Annotated in this window: 20 protein-coding genes, 2 pseudogenes and 1 CRISPR repeat array (1 of these 23 only partly in view); of the genes and pseudogenes, 9 read left to right on the forward strand and 13 right to left on the reverse strand. The window is 28.3% G+C overall.

The genetic code is table 11. The features are described 5' to 3' along the window. Positions 1-185: 185 nt before the first annotated feature. Complete coding sequence (locus tag CC89_RS18775; protein ID WP_035294875.1) at positions 186-971, reverse strand: HAD family hydrolase; 786 nt, start codon at positions 969-971, stop codon at positions 186-188. Positions 972-1,405: 434 nt separating this feature from the next. Here CC89_RS18775 and CC89_RS18780 point away from each other — a divergent pair, with 434 nt between their 5' ends. Beyond that, positions 1,406-2,809 (forward strand): MATE family efflux transporter, encoded by a 1,404-nt coding sequence (locus CC89_RS18780; RefSeq protein ID WP_051932034.1) that lies wholly within the window; start codon positions 1,406-1,408, stop codon positions 2,807-2,809. A gap of 479 nt (positions 2,810-3,288) precedes the next feature. Next, positions 3,289-3,474 (forward strand): annotated as a pseudogene (locus CC89_RS20155) (PH domain-containing protein); the annotation flags it as partial. Between the two features lie 95 nt (positions 3,475-3,569). Here the strand turns inward: CC89_RS20155 and CC89_RS18785 are convergent. The 8 genes from CC89_RS18785 to CC89_RS20775 form a co-directional block, all read right to left on the reverse strand. Then, entirely contained in the window at positions 3,570-4,907 is a 1,338-nt protein-coding gene (locus CC89_RS18785; protein ID WP_081897122.1) for an MFS transporter, read from the reverse strand. Further along, positions 4,904-6,190: a radical SAM/SPASM domain-containing protein gene (locus CC89_RS18790; protein ID WP_035294879.1), complete on the reverse strand. Its 1,287-nt coding sequence runs from the start codon at positions 6,188-6,190 to the stop codon at positions 4,904-4,906. Before CC89_RS18790 ends, CC89_RS18785 begins: the two co-directional genes overlap by 4 nt. A 74-nt stretch (positions 6,191-6,264) precedes the next feature. After that, a complete protein-coding gene (locus tag CC89_RS18795; protein WP_035294881.1) occupies positions 6,265-6,453 on the reverse strand; it encodes a hypothetical protein in 189 nt (62 codons plus the stop codon). A gap of 62 nt (positions 6,454-6,515) precedes the next feature. Then, complete coding sequence (locus CC89_RS20765) at positions 6,516-6,659, reverse strand: hypothetical protein (RefSeq protein ID WP_185750823.1); 144 nt, start codon at positions 6,657-6,659, stop codon at positions 6,516-6,518. A 50-nt stretch (positions 6,660-6,709) separates the two neighbouring features. Then, positions 6,710-6,862: a hypothetical protein gene (locus tag CC89_RS20770; protein ID WP_185750824.1), complete on the reverse strand. Its 153-nt coding sequence runs from the start codon at positions 6,860-6,862 to the stop codon at positions 6,710-6,712. 80 nt (positions 6,863-6,942) lie between these two features. Next, a complete protein-coding gene (locus CC89_RS18800) occupies positions 6,943-7,515 on the reverse strand; it encodes a hypothetical protein (RefSeq protein WP_035294883.1) in 573 nt (190 codons plus the stop codon). Positions 7,516-7,532: 17 nt separating this feature from the next. Beyond that, complete coding sequence (locus CC89_RS18805) at positions 7,533-8,804, reverse strand: M16 family metallopeptidase (protein ID WP_035294885.1); 1,272 nt, start codon at positions 8,802-8,804, stop codon at positions 7,533-7,535. 87 nt (positions 8,805-8,891) lie between these two features. Further along, positions 8,892-9,056 (reverse strand): hypothetical protein, encoded by a 165-nt coding sequence (locus tag CC89_RS20775; protein WP_207641520.1) that lies wholly within the window; start codon positions 9,054-9,056, stop codon positions 8,892-8,894. A 170-nt stretch (positions 9,057-9,226) separates the two neighbouring features. Between CC89_RS20775 and CC89_RS18810 the strand changes: the two genes are divergently transcribed. Further along, positions 9,227-10,552: a helix-turn-helix domain-containing protein gene (locus tag CC89_RS18810; protein WP_035294887.1), complete on the forward strand. Its 1,326-nt coding sequence runs from the start codon at positions 9,227-9,229 to the stop codon at positions 10,550-10,552. A gap of 255 nt (positions 10,553-10,807) precedes the next feature. Here CC89_RS18810 and CC89_RS20780 read toward each other — a convergent pair whose 3' ends face one another. Both CC89_RS20780 and CC89_RS18815 read right to left on the reverse strand, forming a co-directional pair. Next, complete coding sequence (locus tag CC89_RS20780; RefSeq protein ID WP_185750826.1) at positions 10,808-10,960, reverse strand: hypothetical protein; 153 nt, start codon at positions 10,958-10,960, stop codon at positions 10,808-10,810. Between the two features lie 74 nt (positions 10,961-11,034). After that, positions 11,035-11,535, reverse strand: coding sequence for a hypothetical protein (locus CC89_RS18815; RefSeq protein WP_035294888.1), 501 nt, complete (start codon positions 11,533-11,535; stop codon positions 11,035-11,037). A gap of 363 nt (positions 11,536-11,898) precedes the next feature. On the opposite strand from CC89_RS18815, the gene CC89_RS21330 reads away from it, so the two are divergent. After that, entirely contained in the window at positions 11,899-12,033 is a 135-nt protein-coding gene (locus CC89_RS21330; protein WP_286161409.1) for a hypothetical protein, read from the forward strand. Between the two features lie 141 nt (positions 12,034-12,174). Here the strand turns inward: CC89_RS21330 and CC89_RS20785 are convergent, their stop codons facing one another. Further along, entirely contained in the window at positions 12,175-12,351 is a 177-nt protein-coding gene (locus CC89_RS20785) for a hypothetical protein (RefSeq protein WP_185750827.1), read from the reverse strand. 173 nt (positions 12,352-12,524) lie between these two features. Between CC89_RS20785 and CC89_RS18820 the strand changes: the two genes are divergently transcribed. Next, the gene (locus CC89_RS18820; RefSeq protein ID WP_035294890.1) at positions 12,525-13,673 is read left to right on the forward strand and encodes a helix-turn-helix domain-containing protein; all 1,149 of its coding nucleotides are present in this window, start codon (positions 12,525-12,527) and stop codon (positions 13,671-13,673) included. Positions 13,674-14,145: 472 nt separating this feature from the next. Here the strand turns inward: CC89_RS18820 and CC89_RS18825 are convergent, their stop codons facing one another. Further along, complete coding sequence (locus CC89_RS18825) at positions 14,146-14,757, reverse strand: class I SAM-dependent DNA methyltransferase (protein WP_035294892.1); 612 nt, start codon at positions 14,755-14,757, stop codon at positions 14,146-14,148. 165 nt (positions 14,758-14,922) lie between these two features. Here CC89_RS18825 and CC89_RS18830 point away from each other — a divergent pair, with 165 nt between their 5' ends. The 4 genes and pseudogenes from CC89_RS18830 to CC89_RS20160 form a co-directional block, all read left to right on the forward strand. Continuing rightward, on the forward strand, positions 14,923-15,411 hold the full coding sequence (locus CC89_RS18830) for a hypothetical protein (RefSeq protein WP_035294894.1): 489 nt from the start codon (positions 14,923-14,925) through the stop codon (positions 15,409-15,411). Positions 15,412-16,108: 697 nt separating this feature from the next. Beyond that, positions 16,109-17,347 carry a DnaD domain-containing protein gene (locus tag CC89_RS19690; protein WP_051932036.1) on the forward strand — a complete coding sequence of 413 codons (1,239 nt, stop codon included), beginning with the start codon at positions 16,109-16,111 and terminating at the stop codon, positions 17,345-17,347. Between the two features lie 11 nt (positions 17,348-17,358). Next, the gene (dnaB, locus tag CC89_RS18840) at positions 17,359-18,642 is read left to right on the forward strand and encodes a replicative DNA helicase (RefSeq protein WP_035294895.1); all 1,284 of its coding nucleotides are present in this window, start codon (positions 17,359-17,361) and stop codon (positions 18,640-18,642) included. A gap of 38 nt (positions 18,643-18,680) precedes the next feature. After that, a pseudogene (locus tag CC89_RS20160) lies at positions 18,681-19,379 on the forward strand (transposase); the annotation flags it as partial. A 190-nt stretch (positions 19,380-19,569) separates the two neighbouring features. After that, positions 19,570-21,372: a CRISPR direct-repeat array (repeat unit 29 nt; unit sequence ATTTACATCTCACATAGTTCCTATAAAAC); it runs 13,101 nt beyond the window's last position.

Genomic DNA, 21,372 nt, shown 5'->3' on the forward strand with positions numbered 1-21,372 from the left:
ACTACATTTTTACTATATTTTCACTATACTTCTAATTTTATTATACTGTTAGAGTGCTAGATAAACAAATAAGATGGGGAGGGTTAACAACTTTTAGACTTTAAATTTGGCTAAAAATTGTTAACTGTCCCCATCTTCTCTAGTACAGATTAGCTGAATGCGCCACCTAAAGTATTGTTTAGCGACTAAGCATATTCTTTTAACACATTGTATACGCCATCTTCGTTATTAGTCTTTGCCACAAAGTTGGCCCCTTTTTTCACATCTTCCGGAGCATTACCCATGGCGTAACTGTAATGAGCAACTTTGAACATAGATAAATCATTATAATAATCACCAAAAACCATTGTATTTTTAGAATCTATGTTAAACTTTTCTTGAATAATTTTTATGGCATTTCCTTTGCTTGTCCCTTTATTCATTATATCTATCCACTCACGACCAGATACAACAAATTCAAGCTCATGGTTTAGATTTTCATTTAAATAATTTATCATCTCTTCAGTGACACCACTGGGCATATGATAGGATATTTTATACACTGGCTCCTTCATTTCATCTAAAGAATTCAATATAACCACTGGAACCTTAACTTTATGAAAAATATTCATAATATACTGTGATGGATTTACTATATGAGGTTCATTTTCCCCTGCCAAAATTAATATTTCTCCTAAATTAGGTTTTAATTCCAATACACTTTGAACATTTTCTTTTGAAATACTTTGAGAGTAAAGAACTTCACCATCATTGTTATATTTTACAAATGCTCCATTATGAGCAATAAATATCATGTCATTTTTAACCTTTTGAAAGTTCACTTTAAGCTGAGAATAAAATCTTCCACTAGCTGCTGCAAATATTATGTTTCTCTTATTAAGCTTAGCAATTATATCAAATACCTGCTCATTTATTTTTCCATTGTCATTTATCAATGTACCATCCATATCTGTCGCTATAAATTTTATCATAAGTATCATCCATCCTTTTCTTCGGCACATTCAAATAAATAATAAGTCAGTATGCTAATATATTTGACTTGTTATTTCCTTTCATGTACCTTATGTATTTTCTTAATCTATTATTTCTTCTTATATATTTTCTTTTTCTATCTATTCTCTTTTCTTATTCATTCCTCATTTACATTTTACCATAGTAAAAAAATACGTGAAGTTATAAGTTAAAATTCATAAATCTTTAAATTTAATATTACTAGATAAGTGATATAATACTTATTTATAGGCCTGTAAATATATTAAAGATATATTAAAGCACATTCAAATAAATAATCAGCCATTATGCTAGTCTATTTGACTTGTTATTTATTTTCATGTTCCTTAAAGATTTTCAATATAGGAAAGAAACTTGAATTTATTTGCTATGACAAAAATTATGAAAGGAGTAGATGATAGTGAAAAAAAATACTGATAACAAAATTAGTATAAATTTAGGGAAAGGTTCCGTTGGAAAACTTCTTTTTAGATTAGCTCTTCCAGCTATTATTGCTCAAATTGTAAACGTGCTCTATAACATAGTAGATAGGATATTTATTGGAAGAATTCCTAATGGACATATTGCCATGGCAGGGGTAGGTATATCCTTTCCAATAATTATTATAATATCTTCATTTAGCGCATTGATAGGAATGGGTGGAGCACCAATTGCAGCTATTAAGATGGGTGAAAAAGACAATGATGCGGCTGAAAAAATATTGAGTAATAGCTTTTCGTCTCTTATAATAATAGGAATCATTTTAACAATAATATTCAGTATATTTAAAGAACCATTGCTTTGGCTTTTTGGCGCTAGTAAAGTAACCATAGATTTCGCTAAGGATTATTTAGGCATATACCTTATTGGAACCATAGCTGTGCAAATAGCACTTGGCATGAATCCATTCATTAATACTCAAGGTTTCACTAAAATCGGAATGGTAACTGTACTTATAGGGGCACTTATTAATATAATCCTTGATCCTATATTAATATTTGGTTTTAATATGGGCGTTAAAGGCGCGGCTTTGGCTACAATACTTTCTCAAACAGTATCAGCAATATGGGTTTTACGGTTTTTATTTAGCAAAAAAAGCATACTTAAAATAAGAAGGAAATATTTAATACCAGATTTTAAAGTAATACTGTCAATAATTTCTCTTGGAGTATCTCCATTTATAATGCAATCTACTGAAAGTTTAGTTTTAATATCATTAAATAACCAACTTTTGCTTTATGGTAAAGATTTAGCCGTAAGCGCTATGACTATAATGAGCAGCCTTATGCAAATAATTTTATTACCACTGACGGGATTAACCCAAGGAGCTCAACCAATTATCAGCTATAATTACGGAGCGAAAAATATAGAAAGAGTGAAAAAAACCTTTAAATTACTTATTACAAGTTGCTTAAGTTATACAACAATTGTGTGGTCTATAATTATGCTATGCCCAAAATTTCTTGTAACGATTTTTAACAGTAACCCTGAATTAGTAAAATTCACCTCTTGGAGCATGAGAATATTCTTTGGTGGGATTATTATATTCGGAGCACAAATTGCATGCCAACAGACATTTCTTGCTCTAGGTCAAGCTAAGATATCCGTTGTATTAGCTTTACTTAGAAAAATAATACTACTTATACCGTTTATCTTTATATTTCCCGCATTTTTTGACGATAAACTTAAGGCAGTATTGATGGCAGAACCAGTAGCAGATATATTAGCTTCTCTTTCCACTATAATTTGCTTTACATTTTTCTATAAAAAACATTTAAAAAATAGCGGAGTTAATGACATGGTTAATAAGATTTCATAATGAGTATTTATACGTAAAATCTCCATCCACTTGCTCACGCTGAGGGAAGTTCTTGATTAAATTATCTATAAATCTAATACAAACTAAAAGACTTAATAAAAATGCAAATCAATAAATTCATGGTATGATTATCCCACAATAAGTATTACATTGCTTTAATTATGAAATTTCTCTGGAATGACTTGCATAAGAAGCGAAGGAACTATTTAAATTTAATTTTAGAAATTCTTCTTTTAGACAGATAAAATTATCGCTAGCCTGGCAAGGACTCCAGGCTAGCGAACCTGAGGCAGGACGCTGAATGTGAGCGTTAGATAATTTTATATGGCTAAAAGATTAGAATTTCTTAAATTAAATTTATTGTTCCTAGCTCTTATGCAAGTCATGGAGGAGAAATTTCATAATTCCATTACATTCTACCTTATTGTGGGTTAATCATGGTATACTATTAAAGTAATACTACATTTTTTATTATCAAGGAGGAGCACTCAATTCCATATAGAGCAATAACTCACTTCAGCATAGAAACTGCAGGTCACTTCGATTTAGACGCTGAACTAAAAATATGGATTTCAGGAACTCAAATGCCAATAGAAAAACAATTTAACAAAAGTTTAAATATATACGAACTTCAAAGTGTACTAGCCGCATATGTATTAAAATAGCAAACATATTTCAATGTAAAAGGTTGTCGCACTAAAAATAAATACTACAATATATTGATTCCACCACAAAAATACAATGTGGTGGAATTATGAAATTAATCCTCCTGAGAAACAGCATTGGCTACTTCTGCTGAAGATACTATTAATTCTTCATTATCTACATGATATTCATCACCAGTCTCTTCTTTATCAGAACTCAATAAAGTTTTTCTAGAAATTAAAGTAGTAGCAAGTAATATTATGGCAGTTATAGCTACACAAATCCAAGGCTGAATTTTATCAAATAAAACTCCATACACCATTTGTCCTAGTGGTACAGCTGCCATGCATCCCGCACCCAATACAGCACTTACTCTCCCCATCATTGATAAGGGCACTACTTCTTGAAACATAATATTCAATGCCATATTTCCAATAGTTGTTATTAATGTAATTACAAAAGTAATTGATATTAAACTTATATATGGTATAAAATTAGTTCTAAATAAATTTAAATACAATGCAGATGGTACTATTGCCATAATACCCACTAATACCGATTGAATTAAAATATCTAAGAATAAAATTTTACCATATTTCATCTTTTTGCAAATAATACTACAAAAAAATGGAGCAATTATCATAGGAATTACTAATATAGCTTCTAAAATACCATATTGGTAATCAGTTACTTTTAATACTTGCTTCGATATATAAGTTAATCCTACAGAAAATACAGGTGAATAGGCAAAATTAAGTATTACTCCTATAGTTATTACACTAACCATTATCTTCTTTTTCTTTATAAACTTAATTCCCTCTGAAAAATCAACATAAAAAGATTTTAAATTAATTTTTTCAGGCTTTTTATTTGTTTTAGGTATATTTATGAACATCTCGCTTATGGATGATAAAACAAAACTTATGGAGTTTATTACTAATATAGTAAACAATCCATAAACTCCAAATAAGAATCCTGCTATGGCAGGTGCTACTAGATTACCTAAATTCATAATAAAAGAATTAATTCCATTGGCATCTACTAATTCTTCCTTTTTTACAATAGTTGGTATGACTGTACTTATGGCTGGGTTAAATAGCAATGATATTATTGACATGACAATAACTAAAAAATATATATGTGTTAAAGTTAATCCCCCATTAACTTTATAAATAACAGCATATATACCAATCATAATCCCATTTAGCATATCCAGATATACTATTATTTTTTTCCTTTCAAACCAATCTGCAAAAACTCCAGCTATAGGTCCCAAAACTATCTGTGGTACTATGGTCAAAGCTAAAACTGATGCAAATTTAGTAGCAGATCCTGTTATCTTTAAAACATACAAAGAAAGTGCAAAATTCTGCATTTGGCTACCTATAAGAGATACTAATTTCCCTTGCATTAGAAGTACGAAATTTCTTTGTTTTAAAATGCTTACTTTCATACTATTTTATTCCTCCTAATATCACTGTGTTTTAAATCGCTATAGTAATGTAATCTTATCTTATCTTCTAAACTTAATCCATCTGGAACAAGTCCATTACATATATTTGGATTATTAAATCTAGAATAAGTACAGCCACCCATGCACATTGGTAGTTGTATACATTTTTTGCATTGTTCACTATTCAAAGCTGAAGTATTCTTAAATTTATAATATTCATGTCTATTTTCTAATTTAATATTACCATCTTCAGTTAGCTTACCAAAGTGCAGCCCATTCTCTGCAGCCGTTGAACATGAACATATTTTACCATCTGGCTCTATTGTAAATGATGCTTTACATGAAGCTTCACAACCATTTTTTATAGACATAGTATGATAGAACTTAAACCCATTATCTATAGCATTTTTGTAAACATTATACAAATTCATTTTTTCACGTTCCTGCATTAAATTTGACAATCTAAGCTCAATATCTTTTCTATTTTCCCTCGGAATCTGCTCAAATAATTCAGTAATATAAAAAGAGTTATCTTTAGTCACATTAATTCTTAAAATAATTCGTACATCTTTACTTAACAATTTTAATATATTTTCCTTAACTTTATTAAAGGTTCCTTCTCCATTAATAAGGGGCCTTTGCTTATCATGACATTTTTGTGGTCCATCTAACGTTATCTGAAATTTTTCTATTGAAAGTTTATCTACTATTTCTATATTTTTATCTGAAAATAAATAACCATTTGTAGTCATCCATGCTTTATACTCACATCCATTTTTTTTGCATATATCTTTAAACTTATTAGTCAATTCAATAATTCTTTTAAATTCTAAAGTTGGCTCTCCACCAAACCATCCTATTTCTAATCTTTTTACTCTTTTGGTTATATTATCTACAAATTTTAAAACTTTCTCAGTTGTGCAATCATCCATTTTGAGTTTTTTATGTTCTTCGTAACAATACGTACATCTGAAGTTGCAGTCTAATGTTGGCTGTATTGTTAAATAAAACACTTGATCTCCAAATCTACTAGCGCATTCATTAAATTTAATTTCTTCTAATTCATCAAAATCATCTTTTATTAAAATACCTTTACCTAACAATTGTTTTAATACCGTAGCCTCTTTCAATTCATACCTATCTTTATTTAAATTTTGTAATAAGTTATCTACGACATTTTTCTGAAAATCATTATATATAACATATTTACGTGATAGAGTATTATAAAGAATATTTGTATCAGCTTCTATATTGAACTTAACATTATATTTTGATTGTTTCACTTACATACCCCTCTCTTGTTTCCATATTAATATAAAAAGGCACTAAAAGTTTAGTACCTTTTTATAACCAACAATTAACAGCCTATTCCACACCAACTATGTCCATTAGACGCTGCTTCTTCATCTACAAATAAGTCCATTCCTTCATTTTGTATAGCATTTGCTAATTCTTCAGACTCAATGTAAATTCTTCCATTCTCAACTTTGTACATTTCCTTTCCTAAAGCCATAACCTTTTTTTCTTCAACATTTTTGTTTTCCATTATATATTCCTCCCTAAATTTTATTTAATTTGTTATATATAATAATTTAAATTATTAACTAGCTAGTGGTTTTTACTTTCATAAACTCCCGTATATCCTAAGTTCGCTTTTTCATATTCAAATAAACTAACTTCTTCATTCTTTTCAATACTTATAGTGCTGCTAGATTGAACTTTTTTTCTTCTAACATCATATATTTCTTTCACAATTGGATATATATCATCCTTCTCTATAAAAATCATATTCTTGATGTTATTTAATGATTAGTTGGATTTATAAGAATCTCATACCCAACCCCCGGTCTTTCCTCAGAAGAGTCTACATTTAAAGAGGAGTCTTGTATTTCCAAATCCTTGGGTAATCCTTTCTTATCCTTTTCAATTTTAACATTTACTTTTTTCTTCTCCATCATTTCACCCCTTCGCCATAAATCATTACTTTCTTAAATATTTCTTATATTTGTTGCTTTAATATTAAGATTTAAAAAAATTATTTTTTCAAATTATATGGAGCCAAAACACTTATAAATCCATAAGTATCTGAAGCATCTAATTTTTCCATAGCTTGATATTTATCAAATAACTCATCTAGCTCTTTTTTAAACTCTATCATTTTTTCTTCGTCAGTTTTTATAAAATAAGCCTTTATTTTATGAGGTTTATCACCAAAGTTATTTATATTTCTTATAATTTCCCTAGTTAATGAAGAAAAATGCTGAGCTGATAATTCTACATCATCTTTACTGTCATCACTTTTGCAATTATTCCTTAGGTAATTTAATATATCTACATCCGTAGATGCTAATTCGTAGGTTTTTTCTACTTTTCCATCGATAACCTTTACATCAATTATCTTAATAAGCTTTGCTTCTATAAGCCTTTGAATATACAACTGTACTGAAAAACTTGGTACAGTTAATTCTCTAGATATTTCTTTCACTGTCTTTGATCCTGATAGGAGTATTAATAAAACATCCAAAGCTTTACCACTTAATATGTCTTCTTTAAGTTTATCTTCTTCACTTATTAAGGACATATCGTATATGCAAGGAATATCACTCATATAGTTTCCTCCATTTCCTAGTTTAATTTGAGTAATGAAATCACTTGGTCTACATCACAGTTTCCAATAGCCGCCAATCCCATTTTTTCTTCTACAAACATGTCTTGAACTGTTTTATGTAAACTCTCGCTATTTGATTTTTTAATGTTCCTTATTTCTTGTTCTAATGAAAATAATTGACCATTTGAAGTACATTTACCTAAAAATTTTAATTGTGATGTTAAATCATCTAAATCAAGTAAGGTTCTTGTTTCAAGTACTTTTTTAACTCTATTAATTTCTTTATCTGTAAAACCTTCAACTTTTACTTTATGAAATTCATCCATCATAATTTTCACTACTTCATTTACTGACTCACTAGCACAAACTGCTGTAAAACCAATGGTTCCTCTCTTCTCATAAAAACTTGTAAATGCTCCTATGCTATATGCAAGTCCTCTTTTCATTCTTATTTCTTGAACCAATCTTGATTCCAAGCTAGTGTCTCCCAGTATTTTAGCTATAATATCTATATTAGTTCTTTCTGCATCCATATAAGATGGTGTTCTAAAACCTATAGATATTGCTGTACTTTTTCCACTTCCAGCAGAATTAAAATAGATACCAGGTTCACTATCCACTATTTCTTTATATTTCCTAGTCTGTGTATCTTTCCACCTTGAAAAATTTTCTTCTATTGTATCTAATGTTTTTTGATATTCTATACCACCTACAACTACAAGTGTTGAATTTTCAGGTGTATAAGAATTTTTTATAATATTTTCTATATCACTAATTTTAGCATTATTTATATTTTCTAAATTACCTACTATTATTTTTCCTACACCCATATTTCCCCAAAGTGCCTGACTAGTTCTTTCTTTTATTTGGTTAAATGAAGAGTAAAAAGATATAGTCTCTTGAGATACAACCTTCTTCTCATTTTCCAGAAGTTCATTAGCAAAAGTTTTATTATCTATAGCTATAGTAGATATTGTTTCTATACATTTTTCTAGCATATTTGATAGACCAGTAAAATAATATGAAGTAGTTTCTTTTGTAGTCCCTGCATTATACACAATTCCTTCTGAAGATACTTCATTTATTAATTTCTTAAACCGTTGATTACTATCATTTTCTATATTTATCATTAAATGTTCTACTAAATGTGATAATCCATTTTCATCATCATTCTCATATTTACTGCCCTGCTTTACCCAAATACCACAAGCCATTGTTCTTACATAAGGAATTTTATGCATTATAACCCTGAGTCCATTTTCTAGATAAACATTTAAAATATCATACACTTTTTCACCTACTTTCTTAGTGAATTCTCTTTTATATACATAAAATCATTTGATTTTGAGAAAGTAAATATATTTTTTTACTTTTTTTTATTTTCCTGTTGGTTCTGGATCAATACAACTACTAATACTTTTAGCATTTACCAAATACTTACTTTGATTTTCTATAGGTTTGGCACTAACAATTCTTGATCCACCATTCAGAAGCACTATCAATGATAGTGTTAATACAATAGTATTCATTATTTTTTTCATATTAATATCCCCCTTATATTATTAATAGTAAAATATATGCATTTAAGTAAATACCTTTTATTTTACATATATTGTATCATTAATTTAAAAATAAGTAAATAGTTTTTATTTACTTTTATATTATTTTTTATTATAATATAATTAAATTAATTATACGAGGAGAAATGTTCATGAATACTAAAGTTATTACAGCAGGCGAAAAATTAAAAGATATAAGAAAAAAATATAACATAAAACAATATGAACTAAGCGGAGATAAACTTACAAGAAACATGATAAGCATGATCGAAACTGACAAGGCTAGACTTACAAAATATACAGCCAAAATCTTACTAGAGAACATACACAAAATATGTAAAGATCGCAATATAGAATATGATATCACATTGGAATACCTACTTGAATGTCCTGAATATCAAGCCAAGGGAATATGTAATGAATTCATCCAGTTATTAAATTCCACACCACAAAAAGTATTTGAAAGTGACTTTCAAAAGACTCTCAATGAAATTGAAAGTTTACTAGATAAATATAAATTAAAAAAAGAAAAAACAATTATATATACAAAACTAGGTGAAATATTTAAAATCTCTCGTAATTTTCATAAAGCATATACCTATCTTTTAAGAGCATTTGAAAACTCTAATGATCTTTTTAATGATCTTGAATTAATAGGTTTAATTATTGACATTACCTGTTGTTGCAACAATTTAAAGAAGTATAAAGAAGTATTAGATTTCAGCAGATTAGCCTATATTTATATGGATAATATTCCAAAGGATCAAGAATATAAACTTAAGTATAACAATATTATAGCTTATAAAAATCTAAAAAATTACAATTCAGCTTTAAAAGAAATTGAAGAAATTGAATATAGGTTTAAAAATGAATTAGATTCATACCAATTTGAAAAAATAAAAGTCCTTATTTTAAAAGCCAATTGCCTTAAAGAAAAAAACTTCTACATTGATGCCCTAAAAATACACAAGGAAATATTAACTTTATGCCAAAATGATATAGAAATGTATCTTGTTACATTGTGTAATATATTAGAAATTTATATTGAAATGAATGACAGTAAGAATCTTAAAGAATACGTTGATAGGTGTACTTCTCATCTAAATCAATATGAAAACCTTCAAAATAAGAAATACTCTTCTGAAATATATAATGATATAGGACTAGGCTTTTATACTATAAATAAATTTGAAATGAGTAAACCGTACTTTAACAACGCTATAAAGGAAGCAAAAAAGTATAAGAAAGTAGACATCATACTATCCTCTATGGAAAAACTTTTAAATATAGCTGCAGATGATAAAGCTACAGATGAAGTGGATAATTTAAAAAATCAGCTAGTTGAAATTATGTCTCTTAATTTACTGCCTATAAACAACGCTTTAATATTTGAGTTTATTAAATACTATAATGATTTAGGGGATAGAGAAACTATCAATGACATAGTGAATTTTACAAAATCCCTATTCTTGAAATAGTATTTTTACATTGCATTTAGTAAAAATATTTAATTAAGATATTTAATATATATAATATAAAAACTTGAAATACCAAAACCACAATTAGATAAGCAGTAAAAAAAATTATCCTCTCCTTTTATTTTAAACTTATATAAATTCAAGTTTAAAGTTTTAGGGACGGTTAACAGCTTTTGATATTGAATTTAATAAAAAGTTGTTAACCGTCCCCTTTTTTTCTATCATACATATGCTATCTCTAATATTTCATAAATCTTATGAAATTTTTACTACTCCATCTAGTTGCTGTTTAATTTCATCACTTAAATGATGGGAAATCATAATAGCCATTGCATTTGTATCTAAAATAAATTTTTCAATGAAGTTGGCAGTTGCTTTATCAAGATTTTCAAGTTTAACTACTTGCAAATCTCCAATACTTCTCCATCACTTAATGCCAAATTCACTTGAATATTATTCTTAATTGTATCATTTTACTAAAACTATACTTTATTTTTGCTTATTAAATATTCTCTTATTTTATATCCATCAGTTAAGTTTCCTTCACCTAAACCATAAGGATCAATTCTAGGAATTAATGAACGTACTAATAAATAAAGATCATAAAGAATAATCACACTAATAAATTTTCTTAATTCTATTGGGCTTAAAAGATTAATTAAAAAAAGCAATATAAATACTATTAAACTTGCTAGTGGACCCCATAAAATTATAATAAAATAATCTTTTTCGCTTATATCACAATCAGACCAAAAAGTTATTCCTCTAAAACAATTATGAAAATTGAATTTTATTTTCAATCTCCTAATCTTTATTGTTTTAGATTCATTAAGCCCCTTTTTCTCTCCAAGTTGAATTGTTACATCACCATCAGTTAATAATAACCCTGGTATAGCATGTCCTAATTCGTGAATAAAAGTAATGATAGGTCCAGTTATACATAATACTATAACTTTAATAAGATAATATATAAAATCTAGCATCTAAAAACCTCCTATTTAATTCATAGTACATTCTTTACATCTATGGTACTATGTCAATACCTTCTACTTTTCTTATTGATATAGGACATCCACTACAGTAATCCTTAAAATTAGAGTATATAAATAATGAAGATTTTATACTCTGATTTTAAGGATTAGTACTTCAAGCAATGAAGAATATATGATTTGATATTTGGATAGAATATAGTACTCTATTAAAATATACCCATTAAAGTAAATAGTTTGTATTTTACATATATTGTATCATCCATTTAACAATAAGTAAAGATTTCTTAATTTATTTAAAAAGAATTCTTTAGTACACTTAAAATTAGATAAAATATTTAGTAAGGAGAAAAACTTATGGATACTAAAGTCACTACAGCAGGCAAAAAACTTATGGATATAAGAAAAAAATATAATATAAGAACTTCAAATAAACATTCACTAGCTAAGCTTTTTTTATTTATAGACAATAAAAAAAACTTAACTTCTTAAATTTAAGAAGTTAAGTTTTTTGAGGCGAAAATGTTCAGGTATCATATTAGCATAACTGTTACAGTAAATAATCAGTAAATTTACCAACTATTTCATATTGCCACATAATTTATTAAAGTAAATGTAACTTCCTTACTTTCATTAGCTTCCTATTGAGTCTGGATCAATACTATTATTAATAGCTTTTATTTGACTGTTAATAGATATTAAATTTTTAGATTTAGTATCCAAAGTCTTTGCATTAACAATCCTTGTCCCATTATTGAAAATGGCTATTGTACATAGTGTCAATACCATAGTTTTTATTACTTTTTTCATAATATCTCCTCCTTATATATTTTATAATTAAATGCAAATATGAAAGTGAATTATTCTTTATTTTACATATATTGTATCATTGATTTTTATAAAAGTAAAGGATTTATCTTTACTTCTATAGAATTCTTTAGTATACTTTAATTAGATAAAATATATAGTAAGGAGAAGATCTTATGAATACTAAAATTATTACAGCAGGAGAAAAACTTAAAGACATAAGAAAAAAATATAACATAAAGCAATATGAGCTAAGCGGAGATAGACTTACAAGAAATATGATAAGTATGCTGGAAACTGATAAGACTGGCCTTACAAAAGCTACTGCTGAAATTTTAATGGAAAACCTACATAAGATATGTAAAAGACGCTCTATAAGATGCGACGTTACTTTGAAATACTTACTAGAATCACCTAAGTGCCAGGCAAAAAAAATATGTGATTGTTTTATTAAATTCTTAAATTCCACTCCGCAGAAAGTATTTGAAAATGAATTTCAAAAAGATCTAGATGAAATCCAAAACTTACTAGATAAATATAAATTAAAAAAAGAAAAAACAGCAATATATACAAAGCTAGGTAAAATATTTAAAACTTCTCGTAATTTCAATAAAGCATATAGTTATTCTTTAATAGCTTTTGAAAATTCTAACTACCTTTTTGATAATCTTCAATTAATAGTTTTAATTATTGACATCACCTATTGCTGCAACAATTTAAGAAGATATAAAGAAACTTTACATTTCACTAAATTAGCCTATACTTACATGAATAACATTCCAGAGGAGCAAGAATATAAGCTTAAATATAACAGTATCATAGCCTATAAAAATCTAAAAGACTACAACTCAGCTTTAAAAGAAATTGAAGAAATTGAACATAAGTTTCAAAATAAATTGAATTTCTACCTATTTGAAAAAATAAGTATACTTATATTAAAAGCTAATTGCCTTAAAGAAAAAAAATTTTATTCTGCTGCTCTACAAGTACACAAAAAAATATTAACTTTAAGCGAAAATAATATAGAAATGTATCTTGTTACATTGTGCAATATATTAGAAATTTATATTGCAATAAATGATATCAAAAATATAAAAGAATATATGCAAAAGTGTATTTTTTATTTAAACCAATATGAAAAACTTCCAAATAAGAAATATTCTTCTGAAATATATAATGATATTGGATTAGGTTTTTATGCTATAAATAAACTTGAAATGAGCAAAACATATTTAAAAGAAGCTATAAATGAAGCAAAAAAATATAAGAAAATGGACATTGTACTATCTTCTATGAAAAATACCTTTAAATATAGCTATAGGTAACACCATAATTTTTATAAAATCTCAATTTCCTAAATAGCAATGCCACATATTGCTATTGATTAATTAAGACATTTACTATAAATAATATAAAAACTTCAAATGCCTAAAATACAATTAGGTACATGAAAGAAATAAGAAGTCAAAGATGATAGTATATTTTGTGTCATACGAGGAAGCAGCTTCCGTAGCTAGTAATACTATCAGCGGGTTCTACTGACGTAGTATTACACAAAATAAACTATCACTGACTTATTGTTTATTTGAATGTACCCTATAGGTAAACAGTTGAAGAAAAATTGTCCTCTCCTTTTATTTTAAGTTTATTGGGACGGTTAATACCATTTTGATATTGAATCTAACAATGGCCATTAACCGTCCCCCATTATTACATATAATAATTCCTATGAAGCTATTGAAATTAATTTGTAATAATCCTTAATATTAATATTGAAAAATAAATTAATATCTATCTTTATTTTCTCCCCTTAATCAAAAATAATGAATAATCGATCCTCTCCCCTTCTATAATTTTTTCACCATAAAAAAATGTATGGGACTCTACATCACTAAACCCAGCCCTAAGTAAAATGTCTTTTAATTTTTCTTGATTAAATCCGTTATGTCCATCAAAATCAGGATATTTTTTATGAAAGCCACCATCTTCCTCATCCAAATCCACTATACACAAGTAACCACCTTCATTAATTAATTCATAAAACTTATCTATTATTTCCTCCGTATTATAAATATGATGAAGTACCAGAGAATTATAAACAACATCGAACTTCATATCCAATGAATTTTTAAAGGATATATCTACATTCTTTGCAATCATATTATTTACTTTATATTTATCAATCTTAGAATTCAATATATCTATCATTCCCTTTGATGAATCAACAAGAGTAATTTTTTTAAATTTATCATAAAGATTAAAACTCACAAGACCAGTCCCACATCCAAACTCCATAGCAGAATATTCCTTATGAATATCAATAGACTTACTTATCTCCTCAGCTACTATCTTTGCTCTACTAATTCTTTTTTCTGTATCCCAATTTTTAGCACATTCATCAAAACCCATTTTAACTTCCCCCTTGTATAACAATTTTTCATTATTAATAGAAATTTTTAATCCATATGTATATTTTAATGTTGCTAGTATCAATCTATATTAATACATGTTTTTTAACATTTACTATAATAAATGTTATACTATAGATAAATTAACAAATTTAGGAGGGGCAAAATGGGTAATTTTTTAGAGAGCACTCTAATTAGGCTAATCTTTGGAACACTTCTATTAATGCTAATATTAATCTTAAATATCAAAACAGCACTTATAGTATTCGGACTTATTTTAATCTTCTTAGGCATACTATTTAGCAAAAATATCAGTTTACACGAAAAATATATGAAATTATTTTCTAGAAACACTTATTTAGAGTATACAGGTATGGATGATACAGCTAAAAAATTAGCAAGAAGAAGAAAGATTTTTTATTATTACCTTGGAAGCTTACTTTTCTTAATATATCCCTTTTTTTCATATTCTGATATATCAAACTCAGAAATCTATGAAATTTATATCATGCTTATAATTTTCTCAGCTCTACTCCTTAATTCTATAATTGGAATATGGCTATTTAGAAAATTTAAAAATTCTAAACAATATACATTCTCCTGCATCATATTCTGGATTTTGGTTTTATACTATATGTACAGATTATTTTTATAATTTATATTTTATAATAATGGAAATGTAATAAATAACCCAAAAGTTGTTAACTGTCCCCTCATTCTACTCATTCTACCCCCTTATAAGCCCCTTCCATGTTATTAAAATAAAAAAATAATATAAATAAATAATAATAATAAAGAGAATAAAATTAATAAAAATAATCATCAAAATAATAGAAAAGATTAACATTAATTAAAATAACCAGTAGCATAATAAAAAAACTAAGGCTAACTTTCATAAAGCACAAGTTAAAATTAAAACTATGACAAAAACACCTCCATAAGTTTTTAATAAAATATAAGCTAAAGCTTTTGAAAAATTTTATTTGAAGTATAATAAACATTTCCTAGCAAGTGAGTTCTCATAAAACTTACTTGCTTCTATTTTTATATTATAAGTTTTACCTTCTGTAATAGTAAAAGGTTCTGATAAAACTTATTTACTTTTATTTTTATTAAAAGTGTAATAAACATTCCTTACTGCATACCTAATAATTAAAGAATGAATTTTATTTTTAAAGCTCATTACATCATTAGAATTTTATTGGTTCCTTATTTTATTAAAAAATAAAATGATTATCCCGCAAAAACATTACATTACTGGAATTATGAAATTTCTCTGGAATGACTTTCATAATTCCATAGCATTGTACCTTTTTGTAGGTTAATCATAAAATTTATTTGGAGGGATAGACATGGCAGTATTTAGAATGTTTTATATTAATTTTTGGAGAGATGCTTTTATAGTGGAACTTACCCCTGAAGAAAAATATTTTTATATATACACGATGACCAACCCTAACACCAATCAATGTGGCATTTATCAAATATCCAAGAAAACCATGAGTTTTGAAACTGGCTTTGCTGAAGCAGAAGTGGAGAATCTTTTAAATAAACTCACTGAATGTGGCTATATAAAATACTGTGAAAGCTCAAAGGAACTTATGATAACAAATTGGATAAGAGAAAACTTCATAAACAGCCCAAACAACATAAAAAGCTTAAACGGTGAGCTTAAAAAAGTTATAAATAAAGACTTTCTACAGAAATTCTATAATATTTGTACAGCTGAAGGATATCCTTTAGACAAGCTATTTCAAGGCACAAAACTAAATTTTTTAAGCGTTCAGGAACATTCTGTAAACAATTCTTTAAACAATAATTCAGCAAATAACACTTCAGGCAATGTTTCAAAGACCATAAATGCTATAAAAAGCAATACTGCAACCAATGTGCCAAAGGCTATAAATACTATAAAAAATAGCACTTCAACCAATGTGTCAAATACTATAGATACTACAAACAATACTTCAAACACTGTTAATGTTTCAAATGCTCTCACTTTAAAATCTTCAGACAGTGCCAATGTTAAACTTAATAAAACTTTGCAAGCAAACTCCTTCCAGGCTTCCAATAAAACTAATAATCCTGCTGGTTCCTTAGAAGAAACTACTACTGATAGAATCCAAGAACCTATTAATGTTTTAATGCAGGAAAGCCAAGCTAATACTGAAGGCGAAAATCCTCTTATGACTTTAGAATCTAGCAGTGCCTTAGAGAAAATGAACCCTGAATTTAAAAACCTTATAAATCTATTTAGCAGCAACATCCATCCTATAACCCCATTAGAATATGCAAAACTTTCTGATTGGTCAAAGGACATAGAACCAAAGGCCATAGAAATAGCTATCTTTGAGGCCGTAAATCACAACGCTAGAAGTATGAGCTATATTAATTGCATTCTAAACAATTGGATTTCTCTCGGCATTAAATCCAAGTCCCAAGTACAAAATTACCAAAAGGAGTGGAATGAAAAGCAGAGTAAAAACAAAGACTTCAAAGAACCCTACTGCATTCCAAACGCAGCCGCCTATGACTATGTAGATTTCACTGAATCCGAAAATAACAATCAAAATGAAAATACCAACCAATAGGAGGCTAAAAAATGAATAAGTTTTATAACATTCAAATGGAAAGCGAACTTCTCGGCGCAATAATACTAAAAAATGATTACATGTTAGAAGTTATGAGCACTTTGGAACCTGAAGACTTTTACGATGCAAAGCACAAATTGATTTTTTCCGCTGCAGTTAAGATTTTTGAGGAAAATAAAGCTATAGAAATAACCTCCCTCTGTGAAAAACTAGGCTCATCCCTGGTAGATGCCGGTGGCATTTCCTACATAAGTAGCATAATATCCAGTGCCCTACCAACATTTAATATAAATCATTACGCAGCTACCTTAAAGGAAAAATCCACAAACAGAAAGCTAAAACTCCTTATAACAAAAGGCGTGAAGCTTATTGAAAAAGAAAATTCCTGCTCAGATAAAGTCATGGATTATATGGAAGAAAACTTTTTCAAACTAAAAAATGTAAAAAAGCAAGACCAAGGTGACCTAATACCTGCCCTAGAATCCGTAATTAACAACATGGAGCTTAGGTATAAAAAAGGCGGCGGCATAAGAGGTATATCTACTGGTTATAAAAACCTTGATTACATGATAGGCGGCCTGTCCTACAAAGATTTTATTTTACTAGCTGCAAGGCCCTCCATGGGAAAAACCTCCTTTGCCCTAAATATAGCCTTAAATGTGGCTTTAAGAAAGAAGGAAAAAGTTGCTTTTTTCAACCTAGAAATGTCCAAGGAGCACGTGCTTGAAAGAGCCCTTTCCATATGCTCCGACATTTCCTGTGACCACATAAAACATTCCACACTTACAGACAAGCAGTGGCTAGACATTATAAATACCACCAGCTCCCTAAGCTCCTGCCCCTTACACATATATGACAGCATTTTTGTGTTAAAGGATATAAAACATGAATGTAAAAAATTAAAACTACAAAAGGGGCTTGACCTAGTAATCATAGATTATCTACAACTTATAGACTCCGGTGAAAAAAGTGAAAACCGTAGCATTGATGTGGGCAAAATTTCTAGAAACCTAAAGCTGCTTGCCAAAGAACTAGATGTAACCGTAATAGCCCTCTCTCAACTATCAAGAGCTCCAGAGGCCAGACTAAACCACAGGCCCCTTCTTTCTGACCTAAGAGAATCCGGAAACCTAGAGCAAGACGCAGACGTAGTGATGTTTCTCTACAGAGACGCCTACTACAATAAAGACAGCCAAGAAAAAGACATAATAGAAAACATAATTTCAAAAAATAGAAATGGAAAAGTGGGGACAGTTAAGCTGAAATGGCAGGAGGATTTGCAGAAAATTAGTTAAAACAAAAATACCTTTGACAGCAAGATGGCTCAGATAAAGATGAAGGTGAAATCACAGGTGGTAAAAGGCTAATTAGAAGACTTTATAAAGAGTATCATCACTTTGCAGATATAATAGTAGCAGATGCTTTGTATTGTAAGTCACCTTGGATTAAAGAAGTACTCTCTATAGGAATGGATGCAGTAGTAAAGGTTAAAGATGAACGACTTCATATTGTAAAAGATGCATTAGCTTTATTTAAATGCCGTGAGGCAGATAAAGAATGGAGGGTTAATAAAAAAAGTGACAATTATATAAAGATAAAAGCTTGGGATGAAGATAATTTTGAAATGCATGATTCAGAAATAAAAGTAAGATTTATAAAATTTATAGAAGAAATACATAATGGAGATAAAATAGAAATTAAAGAGGCATGGATTATAACAACTGATAAATTAACGTCAGTGGAAACCTTATGGAAGATAATGCATAAGAGATGGGACATTGAAAATAATGCATTTCATCAGTTAAAAACAGAATGGCATTTAGATCATTGTTTTCTTCATAGCCCTACGGGCGTAGAAACTATATTGATGTTTATACTAATAGCATTTAATTTAATGCAATTATATTTTTTTAGATGTATACGTAATTTTAGAAAGAAACGCATGCTTCAGATAGATATTATTGAAGACATAAGAGATGAAAGATTTATTATAGAAGATAGTTGTGATAACCCACTTTTTGTGAAAACTTAAAATAAAAATAAAATTGGAAATTATTTATTAAGGTTTCATGGAGTAGGGGAAAGTGTAGCTATTTTTGCGACCTATCGGTCTGTGGGCTTACCAGCCCTTTAATTAAGTGTAAAAAAATACAATTCCAGTAAAAATAAAACTTTTACTGGAATTAGGTGCGAAATCTCTGAAAACTTCCTAATATATTTGTATTTACATCTCACATAGTTCCTATAAAACGAAGATAAGCTTTGTGATACTACTGTTTTTCCCCTATTTACATCTCACATAGTTCTTATAAAACTAGTTTGCTTATTTAAATTATCATAAGAAACTTTCATTTACATCTCACATAGTTCCTATAAAACCACACCCTCCTACTTCCTTTCTATAATAATTTAAAAATTTACATCTCACATAGTTCCTATAAAACTAGATGGTCAAGAATATAAAATTAATAGTAATACAATTTACATCTCACATAGTTCCTATAAAACGGTAAAAATTGTTTTCATGCTATTTCCTATACTTTCAGATTTACATCTCACATAGTTCCTATAAAACTTGAGACCAGAGTTGGTCGCACTACAGAATCGATAAGAATTTACATCTCACATAGTTCCTATAAAACGTTGAAGTAGATGAAGCTACAGGAGACATTCGTGGCGTAATTTACATCTCACATAGTTCCTATAAAACCCTTATATCCATACTGTTCCTACTGGTGCATTAACATTTACATCTCACATAGTTCCTATAAAACCTTCCTGAAAATTCATATTTCAACAATCTTTCTATTTCATTTACATCTCACATAGTTCCTATAAAACGAACTATGTGGTTTATTATGTGCTTCACTGTTATTTATTTACATCTCACATAGTTCCTATAAAACCATATTTGAGGGCACAATAGGTTTTTGTAATTTCAAATTTACATCTCACATAGTTCCTATAAAACATGTTGCAGAGTTTATAATACTTAATTCTTCCCATATTTACATCTCACATAGTTCCTATAAAACCCGATAAGCAGAAATGAGAAAGACCTATTTTCACAAATTTACATCTCACATAGTTCCTATAAAACCTGCTAACTTTAATTGCGATTGATGCTTTTTCATTTATTTACATCTCACATAGTTCCTATAAAACGTTCTATGAGTGATGTTGTAATTGATTTAACAAAACAATTTACATCTCACATAGTTCCTATAAAACGTTCACTTTTACGGTTGCTTATAATGTGCCACACAGATTTACATCTCACATAGTTCCTATAAAACGATGTTTAAATATATGCTTAAAGACAAGCAGACTGGATTTACATCTCACATAGTTCCTATAAAACAACAACACAGTTATTAAAATACACAGAATGCTTCATCATTTACATCTCACATAGTTCCTATAAAACTGTTCAGTATCTGATAATTGTGCTTCTACATCCTCATTTACATCTCACATAGTTCCTATAAAACTATGCTACTGTCTATCCCTAATTGAACATTAGTTAATTTACATCTCACATAGTTCCTATAAAACCTCGCTATTCTTCGGATTATGGGGGTGGGTAAAAGATTTACATCTCACATAGTTCCTATAAAACTGCATTCCTCCTAAAATATAACATAGCCTAACGCTGATTTACATCTCACATAGTTCCTATAAAACGCTAAGTCTATTACATCAGCTTCATAGGCTTTATAATTTACATCTCACATAGTTCCTATAAAACACTTCTACTTCATAACACCCCTGTACTATTTTAATATTTACATCTCACATAGTTCCTATAAAACAATATGTTTAATTTTACAAAGGAAAGTGGTTTAACAAATTTACATCTCACATAGTTCCTATAAAACACTAGCCACCCCCTTCCAATTTATTATAATTCTCCACATTTACATCTCACATAGTTCCTATAAAACGGTTTATACGGTTCTTCATGTCTCCTAAGAGCATAATTTACATCTCACATAGTTCCTATAAAACTTATGTTTACTATGTTC

The sequence above is a fragment of the Clostridium sp. KNHs214 genome (assembly GCF_000744935.1).
Lineage (GTDB): Bacteria > Bacillota > Clostridia > Clostridiales > Clostridiaceae > Haloimpatiens.

Coding starts and splice junctions, on each gene's coding strand:
- CC89_RS18775 (WP_035294875.1), bottom strand. CDS start 971: ATGATAAAATTTATAGCGACAGATATGGATGGTACATTGATAAATGAC.
- CC89_RS18780 (WP_051932034.1), top strand. CDS start 1,406: ATGATAGTGAAAAAAAATACTGATAACAAAATTAGTATAAATTTAGGG.
- CC89_RS18785 (WP_081897122.1), bottom strand. CDS start 4,907: ATGAAAGTAAGCATTTTAAAACAAAGAAATTTCGTACTTCTAATGCAA.
- CC89_RS18795 (WP_035294881.1), bottom strand. CDS start 6,453: ATGGAAAACAAAAATGTTGAAGAAAAAAAGGTTATGGCTTTAGGAAAG.
- CC89_RS20770 (WP_185750824.1), bottom strand. CDS start 6,862: ATGGAGAAGAAAAAAGTAAATGTTAAAATTGAAAAGGATAAGAAAGGA.
- CC89_RS18800 (WP_035294883.1), bottom strand. CDS start 7,515: ATGAGTGATATTCCTTGCATATACGATATGTCCTTAATAAGTGAAGAA.
- CC89_RS20775 (WP_207641520.1), bottom strand. CDS start 9,056: ATGAAAAAAATAATGAATACTATTGTATTAACACTATCATTGATAGTG.
- CC89_RS18810 (WP_035294887.1), top strand. CDS start 9,227: ATGAATACTAAAGTTATTACAGCAGGCGAAAAATTAAAAGATATAAGA.
- CC89_RS18815 (WP_035294888.1), bottom strand. CDS start 11,535: ATGCTAGATTTTATATATTATCTTATTAAAGTTATAGTATTATGTATA.
- CC89_RS21330 (WP_286161409.1), top strand. CDS start 11,899: ATGGATACTAAAGTCACTACAGCAGGCAAAAAACTTATGGATATAAGA.
- CC89_RS20785 (WP_185750827.1), bottom strand. CDS start 12,351: ATGAAAAAAGTAATAAAAACTATGGTATTGACACTATGTACAATAGCC.
- CC89_RS18820 (WP_035294890.1), top strand. CDS start 12,525: ATGAATACTAAAATTATTACAGCAGGAGAAAAACTTAAAGACATAAGA.
- CC89_RS18825 (WP_035294892.1), bottom strand. CDS start 14,757: ATGGGTTTTGATGAATGTGCTAAAAATTGGGATACAGAAAAAAGAATT.
- CC89_RS18830 (WP_035294894.1), top strand. CDS start 14,923: ATGGGTAATTTTTTAGAGAGCACTCTAATTAGGCTAATCTTTGGAACA.
- CC89_RS19690 (WP_051932036.1), top strand. CDS start 16,109: ATGGCAGTATTTAGAATGTTTTATATTAATTTTTGGAGAGATGCTTTT.
- dnaB (WP_035294895.1), top strand. CDS start 17,359: ATGAATAAGTTTTATAACATTCAAATGGAAAGCGAACTTCTCGGCGCA.